We start from the raw sequence: 22730 nt of genomic DNA, 5'->3' as shown, positions 1-22730 counted from the left end.
TGGACCAATTGAACATGACCAACACCGAAATCCGAAAAGTTCAGGGCCGCCGCGTCTGGGATTCCCGTGGCAGGCCGACCGTCGAGGTAGAGATCGAGCTGGCGTCCGGCGCCATCGGCCGCGCCATTGCGCCCGCCGGCGCATCGACCGGCACCGGCGAAGCTCTCGATCTGCGTGACGGCGGCAGCGCCCTTGCCGGCTTGGGCATCAACAAGGCCCTGGCCGCGGTCAACGGCGAAATCGCCAGGTTGCTGGTTGGCCGGGACGCCAGGCTTCAAGCCGAGCTGGACCGAGCCATCATCGAGCTGGATGGCACCCAGAACCGGAGCAGGCTGGGCGGGAATGCATCGGTCGCAACGTCGATGGCCCTGCTTCACTCCGCCGCGGCCGCGGCCGATCAACCGATCTGGCGGTATCTCGCGGGCTCCGAGAAGGGAATTACCATGCCGCTGCCTGAAATTCAGATTTTCGGCGGCGGAGCGCACGCAGCGCGCCGGGTCGACGTTCAGGATTTCATGATCATGTGCCCTGCCGCCTCGAGCTTCTCGGAGGCCTTGGAGTGGACCGCCGAGGTCTACCGCGCCGCGGGCGACATCATGAAGCGGGCCGGCAAGCTCCAGGGCGTGGCGGACGAGGGAGGCTACTGGCCGGCCTTTACCAGCAATGAAGAAGCTCTCGATGCCTTGGTGCGTTCGATCGAAGCTGCCGGTCTGAAGCCAGGCGGCGAAGTGGCGATATCGCTCGACATCGCGGCTTCCGAATTCGGCCGTGAGGGCAGATATTCGCTGGCACTGGAAGATCGGCAGCTCGATACGGCGAAGATGATCGATATGCTTGGCGGCTGGTTGAAGGCCTATCCGATCGTCTCGATCGAGGATCCGCTCGCCGAGGACGATCCTGACGGCTTCAAGGAATTTACCGCCCGCTACGGCTCCAGATGCCAGATCATCGGCGACGACTTCTTCGTGACGAACGCGGCGCGGGTAACCGAAGCGATCAGGGATAAAAGCGCCAATGCCGTTCTGATCAAGCCGAACCAGGCGGGCACGATCACCGAGACCTTCGAGGCGCTCTCCGTCGCCAAGAAAGCGGGTTTCCGGACAATCGTTTCGGCGAGATCAGGCGAGACGGAAGACGTGACGATCGCCCATCTCTCGGTCGGCTGGAATGCCAGGCAGCTCAAGGTCGGATCGTTCTCACGCTCCGAGCGGATGGCCAAGTGGAACGAGGTTCTTCGGATCGAGGAGGCGCTTGGAAAAGAGGCTTCGTTCGCCGGGTGGTCGGCGCTGGACTTGGCTGAAAAGCCAGCCGTCGTTGCCGCCGTCGGTTAGAATTTGGATGGGCCGGGTGCGGGTCTCGCGTAAAAACAGGCGTTGACAAAACACTCGGCCGTTTTATGCTAACGTTAGCAAAACTCGATGAGGATGACATGCTTCCGGCTGTTAATTTGAAACCTCCCTTCAACATCACGCGCTTCAGCCATGTCGTGCTTGAGGTCAATGATGTGGGACGCAGCCGGGATTTCTATGTCAATGTCGGCGGCCTCGTCGAAACGGAATTCGAAGATGGTGTCTCCTACCTTCGCGGACTGTCAGAGGCCTGTCACCACAGCCTGGTGCTCGCACCCGCCGGCGGCAAGCCGGCGTGCAGGCGGATCGGTTACAGGGTGTTCCTGGAGGAGGATCTGGACAAGGCCAAGGTCTTCTTCGAGGAGAAGGGGCTTCCGGCGGAATGGATCGGCGTTCGAAACCAGGGGCGGACCCTGCTTGTCAGCGATCCCTCGGGGGCTCGCATCGAGCTTTGCTCCAGCATGAGCGTTCATCCCCGCAAGTTTCTCGAAGTGCATGAACATCGCGGCGCCCGGGCCCAGGGGCTCGACCATTGCCAGGTCATCGTCGCCGATCCGCTGGGTCTGAGCGCCTTCTATGGCGAACTCGGTTTCCGGACGTCGGAATATATCGCGGCGGGCGACGATCTCATTGCGAACTTCATGTATCGCAAAGGTGTCTGCCTCGACCTGGCCCTGGTGCCCGGCATCGGCCCGCAGCTGCATCATTTTGCTTATACGGTTCCCGAAAGCAGCGACATCTTCGCCGTCTGCGACTTTGCCAGCCGTTACGGATATGGAGACAGCGTCGAGCGAGGGCCTGGCCGTCATGGCCCTTCGGGAGTCCTGTTCGTCTATCTGCGCGATCCGGATGGCCACCGGGTGGAGTTCTTCAACAATCACTACACCACGATAGATGCGGAATTGGAGCCCATTCGCTGGGACGCGGCATCTCTGAGCACCAATGTCCATTGGGGCATGCCGGCCGTCTCGAAGTGGTTCTTCGAGGCCAGCGAATTTACGGGAGTACCGCTGGAGCACCCCGAGAGAATGCCGAACCCGATGACGCTGGAACGCTACGCGGAAGGGCTCGCGAAGAGCTGAGACCTGCCGCCGGCGGCAGGAGACCGAGGCGCCGCGGACCCGTGAGCGCGATGACATGCCGGAAGCACTTGGGAGGATGAGATGAGTGCGAATTCCATTAAACTGAACAGACGTGCATTTCTCGGCTCTGCCGCCGCCGCGGCGGCTTTCGGCGCGATGCCGAAGGTTTTCGCGCAAGGTGGGCCCATCCGCGTCGGCGGAACGCTGCCGTTGACAGGTCCGCTTGCAGGCGTCGGCGCAATCCATAAGCTTGCGGCAGAGGTGTTCGTCGAACAGATCAACGCCAAAGGCGGTATTCTCGGACGGAAGGTGGAGTTCGTCCTTCTCGACGACCAATCGCTTCCCGCCAATGCGCGAACCCTTTACGAGCGTCTGGTGACGGCCGATAAGGTCGATCTGCTGATGGGGCCTTATGGCACCTCCTCGATTATCGCGGCGATGGGCGTTGCCGCGCGGTTCAAGAAGATGCTCGTTCAGAGCAGCCTCGGCGACCCGAGCCTCGCGCCCTATCCGCTGCAGTTCCCGTCGCTTCCGATCGGGGCCGAGCCGCAGTTGACCGACACCGAGGTCGTTCTCGATGCCTATGCGAGCCTGCCGACCCCTCCCAAGACGATCGCCTTCGTCACCAGCAAATTCCCGTCGGCACTGACAATCGCCAAGGGCGGCCAGCAAGTCGCCGAGAAGCGTGGCATCAAGAACGTGCTGGAGCTTGAATACGAATTCGGCACCAAGGACTTCGGCGCCATCGCCAACCGCATCAAGGCGGCAGATCCGGATCTGTTGTGGTCCGGTGCGATCGGCATGGAGGCCGTGCAGCTTCTCGATGCGATGAGCCGGATCGATTACCAGCCAAGAAACCAGTTCTATCTGTTCCCGGCGCCCGGCCCGACTGCGGCGCACCCCAAAGCGAATGGCCTGACCTCGCTGACCTGGTTCGAAGAGCACGAACCATTCCTCAAAAATCACGGCGCCCAGGAGTTCGTAAGCGCCTATGACGGAAAGGCGAAGGCGGCAGGCTTCCCCTATCCGCGCGCCGAATATCAGGCCGCCGTCGAATATGCTGCGTGGCAGATCCTTGCGGCGGCAGCTGAAGGGGCGGGGAAGCTGGACGATGCCGCGATGACTGCGTGGCTGCGCGCAAATCCCGTCGAGACGGTCGTCGGGACAAGGACTTTCGACGGCAAGTTCAATGCCGGAAAGCCATCGACGAAGCTCAAGCAAGTTCAAGGAAAGGATTGGGTGACTGTCTGGCCTGCGGACTTCCGACCGGCCGGCAAGGAGTTCCTGGCCGCCCTCTGACGAAACCGCTCGGCGCTGCCGCGCACCTGTCTGAAACTGAAAAAATGCATTCGGTCGGGCACGGTTCGACCGATGTCCCTATGGAGGAGTAAATGGTTAAAACTATGATCGCCGCCCGGCTGCATGCTCTGCATCAGCCGATGTCGTTGGATGAGATTCCGGTTCCCACGCCCCGGCCCAACGACGTCCTGGTGCAGGTCAGGGCTTGCGGTATCGTGCCCAACATGGCCAACGTCATCAATAACTGGCCAACCTGGTTTCCCCACCAGCCGCTGCCGAAGTTTCCGGCAGTGTTCGGCCTGGATCCGGCCGGGGTCGTCGCCGAAGTGGGCGAGGCGGTCACCAATGTCAAAATTGGCGATCGTGTTTATGTCAGCCCTCTCAGATCCTGTGGTTCCTGCAAGGCGTGCCGGTCAGGCAACCGCAGCCAATGCCGCTACTACACCTTGAACGGCTACTTCAGCACCAGCCGCGATGGTCAAAGAATCTTCGATCTTTATCCCTATGGCGGCTTCAGCCAGTACATGACTGCCCCGGAATATTCACTCGTGTGCCTGCCGGATAATCTCAGCTTCGAACAGGCCGGCCGCTTCGGCTATCTCGGCACATCCTACGGCGCCCTGAAGAATGCACAGGCCGGACCCGGCCAAGTTTGCCTCATCGACGGGATTACCGGCACGCTTGGCGTCGCGGCTACCAAGCTCGCTCTCGCCATGGGCCTCTCCAAAATTCTGGGCACCGGCAGAAACAAGGAATTGATGGACCGCATAAAGGCCATCGCTCCCGATCGCATCGACACGATCATGCTCGGCGAGGGCTCGACCGGAGAATGGGCAAAGGCCCAAACCGGCGGCGAGGGGGTGGATTTCGTCATCAGCGCGCTGGGTGCCAGAGCCCCCGCCGCGACCGTGGTCGATTCCATGCGCGGCGTTCGTCGAGGCGGCCGTGTGGTTGTGGTTGGCGGCGTCGCGGAAGATGTTCCTGTTGATGTGAAGTGGCTGATGGACGAGCAGGTTCAGCTCATCGGCTCTAACTGGTTCAGCGCTGCCCAGGGGCAGGAAATGGCCGACATGGTCCGCACCGGTGCGCTCGACCTCTCCTATCTCGAGCACAAGGTCTATCCGCTCGAGCGGGTGAACGAAGCCATCTCCGGCATCGGCGAACGCGATGGCGGCTTCAGCAACTACGTGGTCGTTCCGCCGGTTCCCGCCGTCTGGCAATAACAATCACCGGCGCCGGCTGCGGCCGGCGCCTCCCTCACGCGAGAAGAGAGAACATGTCCAAGAAAGATATCGCGGTCCTGGTCGGGAGCCTTCGTCAGGCTTCGATCAACCTGAAATTCGCCCGTGCCATGCAGAAAGTGGCGCCTGACGGATTGAACCTGGAAATCGTGCCGATCGGCGACCTTCCGCTCTATAACCAGGACCTTGAGACCGAAACGCCGCCGGTGGAATGGACGTCCTTCCGCGAGCGCATCAAGGCTTGCGATGGCGCAATCTTCGTGACGCCGGAATATAATAGATCCGTGCCTGCGGCATTGAAGAATGCGATCGAAGTCGGCTCCCGGCCGTATGGGAATAGCGTGTGGGATCACAAGCCCGGCGCGGTGACCGGCGCTTCTCCCGGTCTCATCGGCGGCGCAGCGGCAGCACTTCAGCTCCGAGTTATCCTGACCAACATCAACGTGCCGACTATGCCCCAGCCTGAAGTTTACCTCAGCACGGCCGACAAATTGGTGGGCGACCATGGGATATTCCTCAACGAAGGAACCCAGAAGTTCATCGAGAGCTTCCTGGTTGCGTTCGAAAGCTGGGTCGCCCGGTTCTGAGCCGCAGCAGAGCAACACTTCATCCGCCATCGCGAACACAGCGCGGTGGCTTTTTCTTTTTCATCTGCAGTGAAAAGCGTACTGCTCCGGAAAAGCCTGGGCTCCTTACGGAAACCAGGCCTGCGCCACGTCAGCGAGCTTTTGCGGAGGCGACGCGATCAATGGAATAGCAGCCTTGCGGACCGCCTCGCGCTGGCATTCGTCGCTTATGTATTCGACGGGCGATTTGCCATCGACCCGGGCGAGGAAGAGGGCGGGCAGCAGGCTTGCGGCCCGGGCCTCGAGAGCGTCCCGATCTTCCCAATCGACCTGATCCATGTAGGCTGCCGTCAAGGCCGTGAATGACGATGCGAGCTCGGATGCCGCCTTTGCGGCAACGATCTTCTTCAGCAGCAGATGGTTCAGGCAGAAGGCCAGGTCGAAAGCCGGATCGCCGAACCAGGCGCATTCGGCATCGAGGAACACAGGGCCGTTCCTGCCCAGCAGGATGTTCTTCGGGCTGACGTCGCCATGGACCAGCGCCAGCTTTGTTTCGGCCGTGCGCTGAACCAACTCGGCCAGGCGATCACTGACGAAAGGATGTTTGGCGGCAGTCGCCACCAGGTAGGGCTCCAGCCGAAGCGCAAAGAAGTTCGATCCGGAGTCAAATTTTTCCGGCAACCCCGGAGTGCGGGCACTGACGGAATGGATCTGTCCAATCCGCTGGCCAATGACCTCTGCCGCCTTTCGGTCGACGCTCCCATGAAGCAGGTTGGTCTTCCAGAGCGGGTAGTCGTCGCTCGGAAGAAACTCCATTGCGAAAACACCAGACGGCCCGTCGTGCGCGAGAGGCTTCGGAACGGCGGAAGGGAAATGCTCGGCCACGAAGGAGATCCAGTTCCATTCGTATAGATTTCTCGACACCGGCGCCTGCCAATCGGCGGATACTTTAAGCTTGGCAAGTGCGCGTTTCACGCAGATAAGCCGGCCGGGAAGCTCCACGCGGTAGATATCTGAAGAAACGCCACCCGTCAGGGGCTTATAGATCGCTTCCTCGGAAGCGCTCTTCAGGCCGCTCTTCAGCAGGAAATCGTCGAAAATTGTGGTCTCGGCTGCAGACATGAATTCAGTGTCCTTGCGGCATTAGCGGCGGGGGCTGTTGCGGGCTTGTTCGGGCATCTCTCCAGAGAGAACCCTGACGACCTCTTCTGCTGCCCGGCGGCGCAGCTCGATCAGCGAGGCATCCGAGGAGAAGGCGACATGCGGCGTGATCATCGCGCCCGGGTGAGCAATCAACTCCGGGGGAACGCGTGGCTCATCCTCGAGCACATCGAGGCCGACACCGCTCAGAATGCCGGCGGCCAAGCCCTCGATCACGGCGGCGGTATCCACGACGCCGCCTCGGCTGACGTTGATCAGCAGGCTTCCACGCCGCATCTTCGAGATGGCGTCCCTGTTGATCAGATGACGCGTCGCAGGCGAAAGCGGCGCATGGACAATGACGATATCGCTCTTGGCCAGAAGCGTATCGAAGTCGGCAAGCTCCACATTATCAGGCACGTTCGAGGCATGGGGATCGTGCGCCGTCACGCGGCATCCCAGCGCCTGCATCTTTGCCGCCGTCGCACGGCCGATGCGACCGAAGCCGACGATGCCGCAGGTCAGTTCCGAAAGCCGGCGGAGATTTGCCGAAGCCGGGTCCCAGCGGCCATCGCGAACCTCGCGATCGAAGTGGATCAGGCCGCGGGCCCAGGCAATTGCAAAGCCGATGGCATGATCGGACACTTCCGTGACGCAGTAGTCGGGCACGTTCGTGACCCATATTCCCCGCTCGGTGGCCGCATCGACGGCAATATTGTCCAGGCCGACTCCGAGACGCGCGACGATCTTGAGATTGGGAGATGCAGCGATCGCCGTCTCGCTGACCTGAGCCCAGCAGGTCAGGATGGCGTCCGGCTTATGCTCTGCGGCCAAAGCGTCGATATCGGAAGAGGGCGACGGCTCGGCAGGGCCGCTGACGAGGGTAAACCCGGCTCCCTCGATCACCTCCCGCTCCACCTTGTCATCCGGCCAGGCGTAGTCCGTCAACAGCACGGTCCGTGTCATGATTTCCTCCCAGTTTGTGCAAACGTTAGCGCAATATTTTCGCCAAGGTCAAGAAAAATAGGTTCGCCATCCGCATTGGCGGCTCGTTACCCGCTGTTTCGTAGCCCGGCGGCAATTCCATTGATGGTGAGATGCAGCGCCTCCTCCGTGTCCTGATCTCGTTCTCCGGCGCGGTGGCGGCGAAGAAGGTCGATCTGCATGTGGTTGAGCGGATCGAGGCATGGAAAGCGATGATGGATCGATTGCTTCAGCGCCGGATTATTCTCCAGGAGCGAGGCCTGATCCGTTATGCCGAACAGTGCGGCCGTCGTCGCTTCCCATTCGTGTTTTATGCGTGTGAAGATTTTCTCATGGGCGGATGCGTCGGGGGCGAGGTCGACATACCGCGCCGCGATCGCCATGTTGGTTTTGGCCAGCACCATCTCCATGTTCGCGATCAGCGTCTGGAAGAAAGGCCAGTCCCGATGCATCCTTTGAAGGGTTTGCAATCCGTCGGGATGTCTGGTCAGCCACTGTCCGATGGCCGAGCCAAATCCAAACCAGCCCGGCAGCATGATCCGGCTTTGCGACCAGCCGAACACCCACGGTATTGCGCGAAGATCTTCGATGCGGCGGGACGAGCTGCGTGAGGCCGGCCGGCTGCCAATATTCAGTTTTGCGATTTCGCCAATGATCGTGGCTTCCCAGAAGAACCGCTCGAATCCTTCGGTCTCGTAAACCAAAGATCGATAGGCGCCAAAAGCGAGCTCGGACAGCTCCTCCATGGCGCCGAGATATTCGGGATCCGGCTCTTGTGCGTCGGAAGGCAGCAAGGACGCTTCCAGCGTCGCGGCGATCAGCAGTTCCAGATTTCGGCGGCCGAGTGCCGGATTGGAATATTTCGCCGCAATGACTTCACCTTGTTCCGTCAGCCGGATCGATCCGGCAACCGCGCCGGGTGGCAGGGCGGTGATGGCCTCATAGCTCGGACCGCCGCCGCGCCCCACGGAGCCGCCGCGGCCGTGAAACAGGCTGAGGCGAATGCCCTCACGCTCGAAAAGCCGAATGAAGGCCATCTCCGCCTTATAGAGCTCCCATCCCGACGTCAGATAACCGCCGTCCTTGTTGCTGTCGGAATAGCCGAGCATGATTTCCTGTTTGCCGCCGAGTGCCTTCAAGTATGTCCGATAGGCTTCTATGGCCAAAACGGTCTGCATCACGTCATGCGAGTTTCGAAGATCCGAGATCGTCTCGAAAAGCGGTATGATGTTGACCGAGGCCGCTTCAGGCTCGTCGGGCCTGAACAGTCCCACTTCGCGGAACAGGATCATGACCTCCAGAAGGTCGGAAGGGCTTGCCGCCTTCGAGATGATGTAATTCGGGATGCTGGCGCGACCATAATGCTTATGGGCTTCGGCGGCTTCACGGAGGACGGAAAGCTCCGACATCGTCTCGGCCGAATAGGTCTTGAGCGGTGTAACCAGCAGCTGGGAAGAGCGGAGTTCCTCAGTGAGCAAGCGGATCCTGTCGCTCTCGGCGAGCGCTTCATAGCCTGTGCCGGGGCGCACATTCTCGAAAAGCTCATGAATAACCCGCTGATGAACCTCGGAATTCTGTCGCAGATCGAGGCTGACGAGATGAAAGCCGAAGACGTCTACGGCGCGTTGGAGGCTGCGCAGTTTTCCAGCGGCGATCTTTTCTGCGCCATTGGCTATCAGAGATTTGCTGATCGTCGCCAGGTCTGCGGCGAATTCTCCGGGGCGCCGGTAGCGGGGGGCGGCCGCTACAGGTTCGCGAACAAGCTCTGTACTGCCGAATTTACGGGCCGTGGCCGCCAGGCGAGCATAGATACCCGAGATCGCCAGGCGATATGGCTCGTGCCGGCGCTGCTCCGATCTATCGGGAGAGACGGTCGCGAGGCACTGAAGGTCCCGCGAGACCTTCACATACCGATCATCCAAGGAAAGTTCGGCGCCAAGGCTGTGCAGCTCGCCGAGATAGAACGAGAAAACTCTCTCACTCTGCAGCCGGAGCGCCTCCCTCAGGGTCTCGCCGTTGACATAGGGATTGCCATCCCTGTCGCCGCCGATCCACGAACCCATGCGCAGGAATGGCGGCAGCGCGTCATGACCGAAGCTCCAGGGCGAGGCTCGAAGCTGATTTTCGAGAGCCCCATAAACTTCCGGGATGACGCGGAAAATGGTACTGTCGTAATAGGACAGGCCATTGAGGATTTCGTCCACGACCTGCAGCCGCCGCCCTCGCAGGCTGTTCGTTTGCCAAAGCGTCGTCGTCGCTCTTTCCAAATCCTCCCGATATCGATCCGCCTCCTGCGCCGTCAGGCCGGCATGGTCGAGCCGGCTCAAGCATCGTGCAAGCTCCTGCTCGATGTCGATAACGCTCTTTCGCCGAACCTCGGTGGGGTGCGCGGTAAAAACGGGCGAGACGATCGCTTCCGACAGCAGCTTACGGATATCCTCCACCTCTACGCCGGCGGCAGCGAGAACCGAAAGCGATCTGGCAATCGTTCCCGGCATGGCAGGTTCGCCATCGGCGATGCCGAAGCGCTGCACTCTGGCCTGATGAGCGTCTTCGGCGATGTTTACGAGCTGAGAGAACTGGCTGAACGCGCGGATCACGCGCTTGAGGGTGCGGGGAGGCATGTCTGCGCAGAAGGGGGCGAGTTCGCCGTTCAGGCGTGGGCTGGTCTTTCTGCGGCCGGTTACCGAGAGGGCGCGGACGCGTTCTACGGTCTCCCGGGTCTCCCTGCCGTCGCTGGCTTCAATGGCTTCGCACAAAAGGCGGCCGAGCAGCCGAACATCCTTCACCAGGGCCCTGGCCGTGAGGCGCTTTCCCGGCATGCCTGCGTTTCTCAACTGAAGATCCACATGCGCACTCCTTATGCTAACGTTAGCATTAAACTGGCAGGATTTGGCCGAAGAGTCAAGAATGCTTGCAATCGAGCAGGAGCGAAGGGTCGAATAGCTCCGGATTAGCCGGCAGCGCCTTGCTGGTAACGCGCGATCTCTTCCAAGAGCCATGCTCGGAATGCGACGACAGGGCGGAAGTCCTTCCTGCTGAGCGGCGCGACCGCATAATAGGCGCTGGGGCTTTTGACCTGATGCGGAAAGGCTTGAACGAGCTGGCCATTCGCAAGCTCGGAATCGATGAGGAAAAGCGGCATCAAAGCGAGCCCCAGCCCGGCAATGCAGGCTTGGGCCACGCTGCTGAACTGTTCGAACCGCATCGCCTGCGACGGGGCGCCGCTGACCTGGAGGCTTTCGAAAAAATGGCTCCAGGCTCCAGGCCGCGATGCCATCTGCAGAAGCGGAAGGCGAAGTAGATCTTCAGCTTTCAGGACGGGATGCGAGTTCAGAAAAGACGGGGAGGCGACCGGCGCCACCATCTCCTCCATGAGAAATGTGCTTTCCGCACCCGGCCAGTCGGGCTGGCCGATATGGATCGCGATATCGATGTCGTCGCGGTCGAAATCGAACACTCCTATGCGGGTCGCGAAGTTCAATGTGATCTCCGGATGTCTTGCGACAAACTGTGGAATGCGCGGCATCAGCCAGCGTGTGCCGAATGTTGGCAAGATCGCCAGGTTGAGCTGATCGTTATGCTGTTTTGTCATGGCGTGCAGTGAGGCGGAACGGATTTCCGCGAGAGCGCTGGCAATAGCCCGCGCATAATCGGCGCCGGCCTCCGTGAGAATTACCCCACGGCTGGTGCGCTCGAAGAGTAAAACGCCCAGCTGTTCTTCCAGGGCGGCGATCTGCCGGCTGATGGCACCCTGCGTCAGGGAAAGCTCCTCGGCCGCGGCAGAGAAGGTGCTGAGCCGCGCGACGGAATCGAAAGCGGCGAGAGCGGAGGTCGAGGGAAGGAGCCGTCGCGAGAGGTTTGCCATAGGCTATTACTACAGCTCATAGGCCGATGAGTAAACCTCGCTTTCCCGATGACGGAAAACCGGCTTTCATTTCATCAAATCGAACTGCCAAAAACCTCAACGGGAGGATAACGATCTTGGCCTTTTCTTGGAATGACCCTTTTCTGCTCGATGACCAGCTGACCGAGGATGAACGGATGATCCGCGAGTCCGCCGCGGCTTTCGCTGAATCCGAACTCTTGCCGCGCGTCCACGACGCCTATCTCGAGGAAACGACCGATCCGGAGCTGTTCAGGTTGATGGGGCAGACCGGCCTTCTCGGTGTGACGCTGCCGGAAGAGTACGGGGCCGCGAACGCATCCTACGTCGCTTACGGCCTTGTAGCTCGCGAGGTCGAACGCATCGACTCCGGATATCGCTCAATGATGAGCGTGCAATCCTCACTGGTCATCTACCCGATCTTCGCCTACGGCTCTGACGAGCAGAAGAAGAAGTATCTGCCTGGCCTCGTCTCGGGTGAGCTGATCGGCTGTTTCGGCCTGACCGAGCCTGATGCCGGCTCCGACCCCAGCAGTATGAAAACCCGCGCCGAGAAGATCGAGGGCGGCTACCGGCTGCGCGGCTCGAAGATGTGGATCTCGAACTCGCCGATTGCGGATGTTTTCGTCGTCTGGGCAAAATCTGAGGCTCACAACAACGACATACGCGGCTTCGTTCTAGAAAAGGGCATGAAGGGCCTTTCGGCTCCGAAGATCGGCGGCAAGCTTTCGCTGCGTGCCTCGATCACGGGCGAAATCGTGATGGACGGCGTCGAAATCACTGAGGATGCGCTCTTGCCCGGCGTTTCCGGTCTCAAGGGGCCGTTTGGCTGTCTCAATCGGGCCCGCTACGGCATCTCCTGGGGCGTCATGGGAGCGGCCGAGGACTGCTGGTTCCGCGCTCGTCAATATGGTCTGGACCGTAAGCAGTTCGGCAAACCGCTTGCAGGGATGCAGCTTTATCAAAAGAAGCTCGCTGATATGATGACCGACATCACGCTCGGACTGCAAGGTTCGCTTCGCGTTGGCCGCCTGATGGATGAGCACAAGATGGCCCCGGAGATGGTCTCGCTCGTCAAGCGCAACAATTGCGGGAGGGCGCTGGATATCGCGCGGCAGGCCCGGGATATGCATGGCGGCAACGGCATTCAGATCGAATACCATGTCATGCGCCACGCCCAGAACTTGGAAACGGTCAACACATATGAAGGCACCCACGACGTCCACGCCCTGATCCTTGGCCGGGCCCAGACGGGCCTCCAGGCGTTCTTCTAATTCCCCATAAACTGTTTGGCAGAGATCGTCCTTCAATCTCCGGATCAACGAGAGGCAGCATGCCTATAGCGAATAAGATATCTACCGTCGCCGTCATCGGCGCCGGCCAGATGGGGACTGGCATCGCGGAAGTCGTGGCGAAACACGGGTACGAGGCAATGGTCTACGACCTCGATGGCAATCGAGTGCGAGCGAGCATCGAAGCAAGTGCCGGATATTTCGAACGGCAGGTCGAATCCGGCAAAATGCCGGGCGAGGCGGCTGCGCAAGCGATCTCCCGAATAAAGGGAGCGTTCTCGCTCTCGGATCTGGCGAGCGCCGATTTGGTCGTCGAAGCGGTCAGCGAGAATGAAGACGTCAAGAGAAAGGTCTTCACGGGCGTCTGCCCCGTCCTGAAGCCCGAGGCGATCGTGGCGACGAACACATCGTCGCTCTCCATAACGCGGCTCGCCGCGTCGACCGACAGGCCCCATCGTTTCATAGGGATACACTTCATGAATCCGGTACCGGTTATGAAGCTGGTCGAGCTGGTTCGCGGCATCGGTACGGATCAGGAGACGTTTGCTATAGCGAGGGATTTCGCCGAATCCATCGGCAAAACCGTCACCGTCTCCGAGGATTTTCCGGCTTTCATCGTAAACCGCGTCCTCATCCCCATGATCAACGAAGCGATCTACACGCTCTATGAGGGTGTCGGAAACGTTGAAGCCATAGACACCGGCATGAAGCTCGGTGCCAATCATCCGATGGGGCCGCTCGAACTGGCCGATTTCATCGGTTTGGACACATGCCTTTCCATCATGCAGGTCCTTCACGAAGGACTGGCTGATAGCAAATACCGCCCATGCCCGCTGCTGGTCAAATATGTCGAGGCCGGCTGGCTCGGGCGCAAGGCGCAACGCGGGTTCTACGACTACAGCTACGTTCCGGCGCGGCCAACCCGCTGATCCCATCGCATTTCAACCTCGAGATTGTAAGGCATCGATCATGAGCGAAGAACACGTAGGCGAGGGTCGAGAGAGCATGGAATTCGACGTGGTGATCGTCGGCGCCGGTCCGGCCGGTCTTTCGGCGGCGATCCGGCTGAAGCAGGTCAATCCGGAACTGTCGGTCGTCGTGCTGGAGAAGGGCTCGGAAGTGGGCGCGCATATCCTCTCCGGCGCCGTCGTCGATCCGATCGGCATCGATCGGCTGCTGCCCGGTTGGCGCGAGGATGGCGATCATCCGTTCAAGACCGAGGTCAAGGACGACCACTTCCTGGTGCTCGGTCCCGCTGGTTCGATCCGCCTGCCGAATGTCGTGATGCCGCCGTTGATGAACAATCACGGCAATTACATCGTCTCGCTTGGGCTCGTCTGTCGCTGGCTGGCGGGCAAGGCGGAAGAACTCGGCGTCGAGATCTATCCGGGCTTTGCCGCAACCGAAGTGCTCTACAATGATAAGGGCGCGGTGATCGGGGTGGCCACCGGCGACATGGGCATCGAGAAGAACGGCGAACCCGGCCCGAACTATACCCGCGGCATGGAATTGCTCGGCAAATATGTGCTGATCGGCGAAGGCGTGCGCGGTTCGCTCGCCAAGCAGCTGATCGCCAAGTTCGATCTGCAGAAGGACCGCGAACCCCAAAAGTTCGGCATCGGCATCAAGGAGCTCTGGCAGGTCAAGCCGGAGAACCACAGGCAGGGACTGGTGCAGCATTCCTTCGGCTGGCCGCTCGGCATGAAGACCGGCGGCGGCTCCTTCCTCTATCACCTCGAAGACAATCTGGTGGCGGTCGGCTTCGTCGTCCACCTGAATTACAAGAACCCCTATCTCTACCCGTTCGAGGAGTTCCAGCGCTTCAAGACGCATCCGGCGATCCGCGGCACCTTCGAGGGCGGCAAGCGGCTCTCTTATGGGGCGCGGGCCATCACCGAGGGCGGCTACCAGTCGGTGCCGAAGCTATCCTTCCCCGGCGGGGCGCTGATCGGCTGTTCGGCCGGTCTGGTCAACGTGCCGCGCATCAAGGGCAGCCACAATGCGGTGCTGTCCGGCATGCTGGCGGCGGAGAAGCTGGCGGCGGCGATTGTATCCGGCCGCTGCCATGACGAGGTGGCCGAGATCGAAACCGAATGGCGCAAGGGTGACATCGGCCGCGATCTCAAGCGTGTCCGCAACGTCAAGCCGCTGTGGTCGAAGTTCGGCACCGCGATCGGCGTGGCGCTCGGCGGTCTCGACATGTGGACCAACACCCTGTTCGGCTCTTCTTTCTTCGGCACGCTTGGCCACGGCAAGACCGATGCGCAGTCGCTGGAGCCGGCTGCCAACCACAAGCCGATTGCCTATCCGAAGCCGGATGGGGTTTTGACCTTCGACCGCCTGTCCTCGGTGTTCCTGTCGAACACCAATCACGAGGAGGATCAGCCGGTGCATCTCAAGGTCAAGGACATGGGCCTGCAGAAGCGTTCCGAGCACGATATTTATGCCGGCCCGTCGACCCGTTACTGTCCGGCCGGCGTCTATGAATGGGTGGAGAAGGACGGGCAGGACACCTTCGTCATCAACGCCCAGAACTGCGTCCACTGCAAGACCTGCGACATCAAGGACCCCAACCAGAACATCAACTGGGTGCCGCCGCAGGGCGGTGAGGGGCCGGTTTATCCGAATATGTGAGGCCGGCGAGTTTAGCAATGATCAGGGAGTTAGCGATGCAATTTCCGCTTGAAGGTGTTCGGGTCGTGGAACTGGCGCGTATCCTGGCCGGTCCGTGGGCTGGACAGACACTTGCCGACCTCGGAGCAACCGTCATCAAGGTGGAAAGCCCGGAGGGCGACGATACGCGCCGCTGGGGACCACCCTTCATCAGCGATGGCGATGATGTCGCTGCAGCCTACTTCCATAGCTGCAATCGCGGAAAATTGAGCATAACGGCGGATTTCAACTCGGCGGAAGACGTCGACAGACTTCGTGCACTGATCGCGAACGCTGACGTTGTCATCGAGAACTTCAAGGTAGGCGGGCTGAAGAAGTTCGGCCTCGATTACGAGAGCCTGAAGGCGATTAATCCGAAGCTGATTTATTGCTCGATTACCGGCTTTGGCCAAACCGGCCCATATGCCGGGCGTGCAGGATATGATTTCATCGTCCAGGGCATGGCGGGCATCATGGATTTGACCGGTGAGCCGGGCCGGGAGCCGCAGAAAATCGGCGTGGCGTTCGGCGATATCTTCACCGGCCTCTATTCGGTCATCGCCATCCAGGCCGCTTTGATCCTACGCAACAGCACGGGGGAGGGGCAGCATATCGATATGGCGCTGCTGGACAGCACGGTCGCCGTATTGGCTAACCAGGCGATGAATTTCCTGGCCTCGGGAAAGGCGCCGACGCGGCTCGGCAATGCCCATCCTAACATCGCGCCATATCAGGTATTCCCGGTATCCGACGGCAATATCATTATCGCCTGCGGAAACGACAGCCAGTTCGCACGCATCTGCGATGTCCTCCGGCTGTCGTCTGTGGCCGCCGACGCCCGTTTCAAGACGAACGCGGACAGGGTGCGTCATCGAGAGGAGCTGACATCGGTCATGGAGGCGCAGACGAAGCTTTTCAAACGAACGGATTTGCTGGCCGATCTTGCACGCGTGGGCGTTCCCGCCGGACCGATCAACACTGTGGAAGACGTCTTCGCTGATCCGCAAGTCGCGCACCGAGGAATGTCGATAGTAAATGACGGAATTGCAGGCATCAGGACACCAATCATCTTCTCCGGAACTGCGCTTATCTCCCAAAGGCGATCGCCCCAGTTGGGTGAGCACAACGGCAAGGTATCGTGTGATTGGTCATCGACGACCTAGCTCGGCGAATGCATGTGAATTCGACTTACGTCCGCCGCAGCGCTGCAGATGACTCTGTCGAGACACGGTTAATAAATCGGCACAGATGGAGATCGCCCATGAAGATTCTCGTCCCAGTCAAACGGGTTGTCGACTACAACGTGAAGATCCGGGTGAAGCCGGATGGCACGGGTGTCGAGCTTGCCAATGTGAAGATGTCGATGAACCCGTTCGACGAGATCTCGGTGGAAGAGGCGCTGCGGCTGAAGGAAGCCGGCAAGGCTGAGGAAGTGGTGGTCGTGTCGATCGGCCCGGCCAAGGCCGAGGAGACACTGAGGACGGCGCTTGCCATGGGCGCCGACCGGGCGATCCTGGTCGAGACCGACGATCAGGTCGAGCCGCTGGCGGTGGCCAAGATCCTCAAGGCGGTCGCCGATGCCGAACAGCCGGGGCTGATCATCACCGGCAAGCAGGCGATCGACGACGATTCCAACCAGACCGGCCAGATGCTGGCGGCCCTGCTCGGCTCTGCCCAGGCGACCTTCGCCTCGAAGATCGAGATCGCTGACGGCAAGGCGACGGTCACCCGCGAGGTCGATGGCGGCCTGCAGACGATCGAGATCAAACTGCCGGCGGTCGTCACCACCGACCTGCGCCTGAACGAACCGCGTTATGCCTCGCTGCCGAACATCATGAAGGCGAAGAAGAAGCCGCTCGACAAGAAGAGCCCGGCTGATTTCGGCGTCTCCACGACGCCGCGGCTGAAGGTGCTGAAGACCGAGGAGCCGAGTGGCCGCAAGGCGGGCGTCAAGGTCAAGAGCGTCGCCGAACTGGTCGACAAGCTGAAGAACGAAGCCGGCGTGCTGTAATCGGGCAGGAACAGGAGCAACTATCATGACCATTCTTCTTCTGGCCGACCATGACGGCAATCACCTCTCCGACCAGACCGCCAAGGCGCTGACGGCAGCAACCCAGATCGGCGGCGACGTGCACGTGCTGGTCGCCGGCAAGGCCGCCAAGGCGGCGGCCGATCAGGCGGCGAAACTCTCCGGCGTTGCCAAGGTGCTGCTCGCCGAAAGCGATGCGCTTGCCAACAATCTGGCAGAGCCGCTGGCCGATCTGATCTTCTCGCTCGCTGGCAGCTACGACACGATCGTCTCTGCCGCCACCTCGGTCGGCAAGACCGTGCTGCCGCGGGTGGCCGCCCTGCTCGACGTCGCCCAGGTCTCCGAGATCATCGAAGTCGTCTCGGCCGATACCTTCAAGCGGCCGATCTATGCCGGCAACGCCATCCAGACGGTGCAGGCAAGCGATGCGAAGAAGGTGATCACCGTGCGCACCGCCTCGTTTGCTTCGGCGGCGGAAGGCGGCTCTGCCTCTGTCGAGGCGATCCCGGCCATCTCCGATCCGGGTCTGTCGCGGTTCGTCTCCGATGCTTTGTCGGCCTCGGAACGTCCGGAACTGACCTCGGCGAAGATCATCATATCAGGCGGCCGCGCCTTGGGCTCGGCGGAGAAGTTCAAGGAGGTCATCCTGCCGGTTGCCGACAAGCTCGGTGCCGCCGTCGGCGCCAGCCGTGCGGCCGTCGATGCCGGTTATGCCCCGAACGACTGGCAGGTCGGCCAGACCGGCAAGGTGGTGGCCCCCGATCTCTACATCGCCGCCGGCATCTCAGGCGCCATCCAGCATCTGGCGGGCATGAAGGATTCGAAAGTGATCGTCGCCATCAACAAGGACGAGGAGGCACCGATCTTCCAGGTCGCCGACTACGGCCTCGTCGCCGATCTCTTCGACGCACTGCCGGAACTGCAAAAGGCGCTTTAACGGGGAGGCCGAACGTGGCGCGCATGGCGGGACGTCCAAGCAGGCCTGGTGCCGATCTTCTCCTTAACCAGATAGACAATCTAACCCAAGTGTGTCGGCGGTTCATATCCCTTCAAGCCGAACCATTTGGCCTTCGCCAAACTCTCATCGTTGGGCCACCTGTCCATTGCACTTGCCCGCGCCCTGATCCGCAACGGTGCGCGGGGACGGTTCTTCAACGTCGTCGATCTGGTCAATCGGTTGGAAACGGAAACGCGCAGCGGCAAAAGGGCGGACGGCCGACTACCCCAACGGTCTCGACTTCATCATCCTCAACGAACTCGGCTATCTGCCATTTGCCCAGGCCGGCGGTCAGCTCCTGTTCCATCTGATCAGCCTACCTTGCGGCCAAGCAGATTGATGGCGAACTTGACGCGTGCGGGAAAGTTGGCTGGCTTATTGGACGGTCGTTTAACATCATTAACGATCACGATCTCTTCCTATCTTCTCTTCGAAGCTGTTCGATAGCGGACCAACCAGTATGGCTTGGGAACTCGGACACCTGAAGGCGGTTGGGCGGGAAACCTTGCAATGAGGTCTGCAATGGAAAAGGTAATCGATATCGGCTTCCATGTGAATTGGAAGCCACCGGTATACGTCCGGATCGGCGACGGCATGCGTGAGCGCATTGAGGGTCCGGACGCGGCGCTTGCGGCGCTTCTCCATCGCTGGCCGTTGACCCATTCTCGTGAGTTCGGCGTCGCCAAGCGCAGATGCGTCGACGCCATCGCACGCCGTGGAAGTGTCGAGGGAGCTCGCAGGGCGTTCATTGAGGCGGCGCTCGCCGCGAGGGTCTTCGCATGACAGTGCTTTCGATCGACGCACCGCACTGGGCGATACATTTGGGAACGTTGACGCTTTCATGCTGGATTGCTGCCGGCCTGGCGGCTGTTCTCGGGACCGCTGAGGAGATCAGGCACGGCCAAGCAGGGAGATTTACCGGCTATATGACAACGGGCCTCGCTGGGGCCGGCGTTGGCTCCGCACTAGCGATGATCACTATCTTGGCATCCGCGTGACGGGCAACGGATGCCCGGAGCCCTAAGCTTCCTCGGAACGGTCTTCCTCGTCGATGCGGGCGATGCCAGTTGTTCCAACATCGCCGAAGCGGCTGCGGACCAAACCCTAGTTCCGGAGCGCTTCGTCTCTAAAGAAGACGGCTGGATCGGGCATCGGCGCAGCTTTTCTATGAGACCGTTCGAGGAACCAACTTAAACGCCCGCAAGGAGCTGTCGGACGTGCCCAGGGAAATCAGAGAATGCTCCTCTCATTGGCCCCTTACGATATCTTGAGTGGTGACGGTCTGGAGACATGATGCGCGACTGCATTATCATCGGAGGTGGACCTGCTGGCTTGACTGCGGCCATTTATCTTGCGCGCTACCACCTCTCAACAACCGTATTCGACGACTATAGCAGTCGTGCCGCCACCATTCCGGTCTCCCATAACCTCGCAGGGTTCCCGAAGGGCATTAGCGGAAGGGAGCTTCTCGCCAGAATGCGCACACAGCTTCAAGGGTACAAAGTTCAGATCCGCATTGAGAGCGCCAGACAGCTTCAGAAGGAGCATGACGGCTATCGTGTCGTCTCCGCCAGCGGCAGCATGCGGGCGCGAACGGTCCTTTTGGCCACCGGTGTGACAAACCGCAAGCCACCGATGTTGGCCGAACGTCATGACGAGGCTGTTGCACGCGGCCTTATCCGCTACTGCCCTGTCTGTGACGGGTTCGAGGTCACCGACAAGCGTGTGGCTGTTATCGGCTGCGGATCGAGAGCGTTTGCGGAGGCACTGTTCCTGCGGAGTTATACGACACACGTGACCATCATCACACCGCAGGAGGAACACGAGCTCTCGGAGATTGAGGTCGATCGGCTGCGGGACTTGCAGATCGGCCTCCAAAAAGGTCCGATAAGATCCATCGACCCCGAGCGCGATGCAATCACAGTCGCGACAGCTTCCGGTATCGGGGAGTTTTCCTCTATATACCCTGCGCTTGGATCGGACGTTCGGTCGAAACTGGCAGCGATGGCCGGTGCAGAATTGTCTGAGAACGGCTGCATCGTCGTCGACAGTCACCAAAGGTCAACCCTACCTGGCCTATACGCAGCTGGAGATGTGGTCATTGGCTTGGATCAGATCGGGACCGCGATGGGGCAGGCGGGTATAGCGGCCACTGCGATCCGAAATGATTTAAACGAGGCTAGACCTCTAGCGCGCTAAGGAATGCCGTAGCTGCGCCCCACCCCGCATTTCCGGAAAAACTTGTGGACGGATCGGATGAGCCTGAGCCTTGCTTTACGTCGGCGCCCAGGATCTCGAAAATCAAAGTTGAGCCGCTGCCCGCTCCAAAGGGAGGCGTGCGATAGAGCGTTAGCCCAATTCCGTCCTAAAGCGGCACCCGCGGTCGGTGCCTTTGACGCCTCCGCGGGTACTACGATTATCAGCCACGTCAACGGACGCCGGGAGGCACTCTTGCCGCCGACGCAAGCGGTTGCGCCAGCTGATCCAACAGATGGCTCGATTCCGCGTCATTTGCCGAAAACATCGCTGAGCCTCCCTCTGTCAGACGACGCTCCGTGGCATTCTTGCAGCGGACATCAACGGCTGGGCAACCTGATCCAGCAACTGGCCCGCATTCTGTTCTTCACCCAGCGACAGTGTCAGCAATTGAGCGACCGCCGGCTGCGCAAGCTGGAGCGCTAGGTTGCGAGCCGTTGTGTAGGCGGCAATTTCGTAATGTTCGACCCGCAACGCCGCTCCGATCAAAGCCAGATCAGCGGGAGCATCGTCCTTCTTGTTGCCTTCCGCCATCACTTCCTCGCCTTCCTCTACCAGGCCGGCCATGCCCTTGCACGGTTTGGCGCGAGCGGTCGTGCCGAGAATGCGCAGACATTCGTTCAAGCGATCGACCTGGCCTTCCGTTTCGGCAAGATGGTTGCGCAACAAAGTCTGGAGCTGCTGGGTACGCGCGGCTTTCTGCATTTTTGGAAGCGCCTTCAATAGCTGCTTTTCCGCATGCAGCAGGTCGCGGAGCTCATCAACGAGGATTTCCTGGATTGCTTCCGATCCTTCCGGGGGCGCGCTTAGAGCGCGGATTGCCGTGCCTGCATTCTCCGTTCCCTTAAGATCCTGGAACGCCGGCGCCTCCACGAATTCCCAAGGCTCGCCTTCATTCCAGGGACCGCGGGTGTCAACTTCACCGAGATCCCCTTCACCCGTCGAATCGTTGAAGAATTGATCGACGAGCCCTGCGGTCGGCGCAATCCTGCCGACGCTCAGCGGCGGCTTGCCCATGCTTTCGAGGGCCAGGGAGAAAGCGCGCATGTGGGTGATCTCCCTGGTCATGAGGAACTGCAGGGCATCCTTGGTGCCCGGATCGCGGCAGAAATCGATCAAGCGTTCGTAGACGATTTTGGCGCGTGCTTCCGCGGCGATGTTGCTTCGCAGATCGACATCCAACTCACCTGTAATTTTGAGATAATCGGCGGTCCAAGGGTTTCCCATCGAATTGAAAAGGTTCACACCACCGCCGCCAGCAATCGCGATCAGTGGGTCGGCTTCCGCCTCCTCTCTGACCGACTTCAACGGCTTGAGATGCATCCTCGCCAGAGTCCCAACGATCTCGAGATGACTGAGTTCTTCCGTGCCGATGTCCATCAGCAGGTCCTTGCGTCCGGGATCCTCGCAATTCAGGCCTTGAATGGAGTATTGCATTGCAGCCGCAAGTTCACCGTTTGCGCCACCGAACTGCTCAAGCAGCATATTGCCAAATTTCGGATCGGGCTCATCAACCCGAACGGTATACATGAGCTTCTTGACGTGGTGATACATCGCATGTCCTCCGGGTTGAGTAACATCTAACCGGCTCGTCCAAGGAATGTTCCGCGCCTGTGGCTTTAGGACTGGCGCTCGGCGGCGCAACTCCGAAGCGCCTTTCATTCGGGATCGGAAGTGTCTGATGCGAACGTGGCTGCTGCAGGTCGCGTCTGAACACCTCATTCGTCGTCCGCTCTTGGAATGAGCGATAAGGCGAGCACTTTGGGCAACCGTGTTCTGCCGATCCGGCCCGGGCCAGATGGAGTAGGTCATCGCCATTGGAATGTTGGGATGAGCAGCCGAGAATTCCTTAGGGACAACGGGCCGCGCATGAAGGAAATCACTATGGGCCAGGTTTTACACGGGAGAGCCTTGCTCGCTCTTGACGGCGTTGAGGGGTTTCATACCGTTTCTCCAG

The 22730-nt window shown here is 60.4% G+C and carries 18 protein-coding genes and 1 pseudogene; 14 read left to right on the top strand and 5 right to left on the bottom strand.

Annotation, left to right across the window (positions count from 1 at the left end):
• Positions 1–14: 14 nt before the first annotated feature.
• From eno to ATY77_RS19240, 5 genes are all read left to right on the top strand, one after another.
• Positions 15–1331 carry a phosphopyruvate hydratase gene (eno, locus tag ATY77_RS19260; RefSeq protein ID WP_088688618.1) on the top strand — a complete coding sequence of 439 codons (1317 nt, stop codon included), beginning with the start codon at positions 15–17 and terminating at the stop codon, positions 1329–1331.
• Positions 1332–1429: 98 nt separating this feature from the next.
• Positions 1430–2431: a VOC family protein gene (locus ATY77_RS19255; RefSeq protein WP_088688592.1), complete on the top strand. Its 1002-nt coding sequence runs from the start codon at positions 1430–1432 to the stop codon at positions 2429–2431.
• 81 nt (positions 2432–2512) lie between these two features.
• On the top strand, positions 2513–3730 hold the full coding sequence (locus ATY77_RS19250; RefSeq protein ID WP_190237665.1) for an amino acid ABC transporter substrate-binding protein: 1218 nt from the start codon (positions 2513–2515) through the stop codon (positions 3728–3730).
• A 104-nt stretch (positions 3731–3834) separates the two neighbouring features.
• Positions 3835–4953, top strand: coding sequence for an alcohol dehydrogenase catalytic domain-containing protein (locus ATY77_RS19245; protein WP_171899859.1), 1119 nt, complete (start codon positions 3835–3837; stop codon positions 4951–4953).
• Between the two features lie 53 nt (positions 4954–5006).
• Complete coding sequence (locus ATY77_RS19240; protein ID WP_065092666.1) at positions 5007–5558, top strand: NAD(P)H-dependent oxidoreductase; 552 nt, start codon at positions 5007–5009, stop codon at positions 5556–5558.
• A 105-nt stretch (positions 5559–5663) separates the two neighbouring features.
• Here ATY77_RS19240 and ATY77_RS19235 read toward each other — a convergent pair whose 3' ends face one another.
• From ATY77_RS19235 to ATY77_RS19220, 4 genes are all read right to left on the bottom strand, one after another.
• Complete coding sequence (locus ATY77_RS19235) at positions 5664–6659, bottom strand: aminoglycoside phosphotransferase family protein (protein WP_088688591.1); 996 nt, start codon at positions 6657–6659, stop codon at positions 5664–5666.
• A gap of 21 nt (positions 6660–6680) precedes the next feature.
• A complete protein-coding gene (locus ATY77_RS19230; RefSeq protein WP_064841902.1) occupies positions 6681–7643 on the bottom strand; it encodes a C-terminal binding protein in 963 nt (320 codons plus the stop codon).
• An 86-nt stretch (positions 7644–7729) separates the two neighbouring features.
• Positions 7730–10483 carry a phosphoenolpyruvate carboxylase gene (ppc, locus tag ATY77_RS19225; protein WP_088688590.1) on the bottom strand — a complete coding sequence of 918 codons (2754 nt, stop codon included), beginning with the start codon at positions 10481–10483 and terminating at the stop codon, positions 7730–7732.
• 131 nt (positions 10484–10614) lie between these two features.
• Positions 10615–11529 (bottom strand): LysR family transcriptional regulator, encoded by a 915-nt coding sequence (locus ATY77_RS19220; RefSeq protein WP_088688589.1) that lies wholly within the window; start codon positions 11527–11529, stop codon positions 10615–10617.
• A gap of 107 nt (positions 11530–11636) precedes the next feature.
• Here ATY77_RS19220 and ATY77_RS19215 point away from each other — a divergent pair, with 107 nt between their 5' ends.
• From ATY77_RS19215 to ATY77_RS19170, 9 genes and pseudogenes are all read left to right on the top strand, one after another.
• Positions 11637–12821: an acyl-CoA dehydrogenase gene (locus ATY77_RS19215; RefSeq protein WP_190237671.1), complete on the top strand. Its 1185-nt coding sequence runs from the start codon at positions 11637–11639 to the stop codon at positions 12819–12821.
• Between the two features lie 59 nt (positions 12822–12880).
• Positions 12881–13768 (top strand): 3-hydroxybutyryl-CoA dehydrogenase, encoded by an 888-nt coding sequence (locus ATY77_RS19210; RefSeq protein ID WP_088688587.1) that lies wholly within the window; start codon positions 12881–12883, stop codon positions 13766–13768.
• A gap of 40 nt (positions 13769–13808) precedes the next feature.
• Entirely contained in the window at positions 13809–15473 is a 1665-nt protein-coding gene (locus ATY77_RS19205) for an electron transfer flavoprotein-ubiquinone oxidoreductase (RefSeq protein ID WP_088688586.1), read from the top strand.
• 35 nt (positions 15474–15508) lie between these two features.
• The gene (locus ATY77_RS19200; RefSeq protein WP_088688585.1) at positions 15509–16654 is read left to right on the top strand and encodes a CaiB/BaiF CoA-transferase family protein; all 1146 of its coding nucleotides are present in this window, start codon (positions 15509–15511) and stop codon (positions 16652–16654) included.
• Between the two features lie 98 nt (positions 16655–16752).
• Positions 16753–17502 (top strand): electron transfer flavoprotein subunit beta/FixA family protein, encoded by a 750-nt coding sequence (locus ATY77_RS19195; protein ID WP_088688584.1) that lies wholly within the window; start codon positions 16753–16755, stop codon positions 17500–17502.
• A 25-nt stretch (positions 17503–17527) separates the two neighbouring features.
• Positions 17528–18457, top strand: coding sequence for an electron transfer flavoprotein subunit alpha/FixB family protein (locus ATY77_RS19190; protein WP_088688583.1), 930 nt, complete (start codon positions 17528–17530; stop codon positions 18455–18457).
• A 156-nt stretch (positions 18458–18613) separates the two neighbouring features.
• Positions 18614–18833, top strand: a pseudogene (locus ATY77_RS19185) (ATP-binding protein); the annotation flags it as partial.
• 206 nt (positions 18834–19039) lie between these two features.
• The gene (locus ATY77_RS19180; RefSeq protein WP_088688616.1) at positions 19040–19300 is read left to right on the top strand and encodes a DUF982 domain-containing protein; all 261 of its coding nucleotides are present in this window, start codon (positions 19040–19042) and stop codon (positions 19298–19300) included.
• A 507-nt stretch (positions 19301–19807) separates the two neighbouring features.
• Entirely contained in the window at positions 19808–20716 is a 909-nt protein-coding gene (locus ATY77_RS19170; protein WP_348627672.1) for an NAD(P)/FAD-dependent oxidoreductase, read from the top strand.
• 342 nt (positions 20717–21058) lie between these two features.
• On the opposite strand, the gene ATY77_RS19165 is transcribed toward ATY77_RS19170, so the two are convergent.
• Positions 21059–22327 (bottom strand): DUF892 family protein, encoded by a 1269-nt coding sequence (locus ATY77_RS19165; RefSeq protein WP_088688580.1) that lies wholly within the window; start codon positions 22325–22327, stop codon positions 21059–21061.
• Positions 22328–22730 lie beyond the last annotated feature (403 nt).

Source organism: Rhizobium sp. R634 (assembly GCF_002211305.1).
Classification (GTDB): domain Bacteria; phylum Pseudomonadota; class Alphaproteobacteria; order Rhizobiales; family Rhizobiaceae; genus Rhizobium.
Note: the sequence above shows the minus strand (reverse complement) of the source record. Positions and strands in the feature narration are given on the sequence as shown.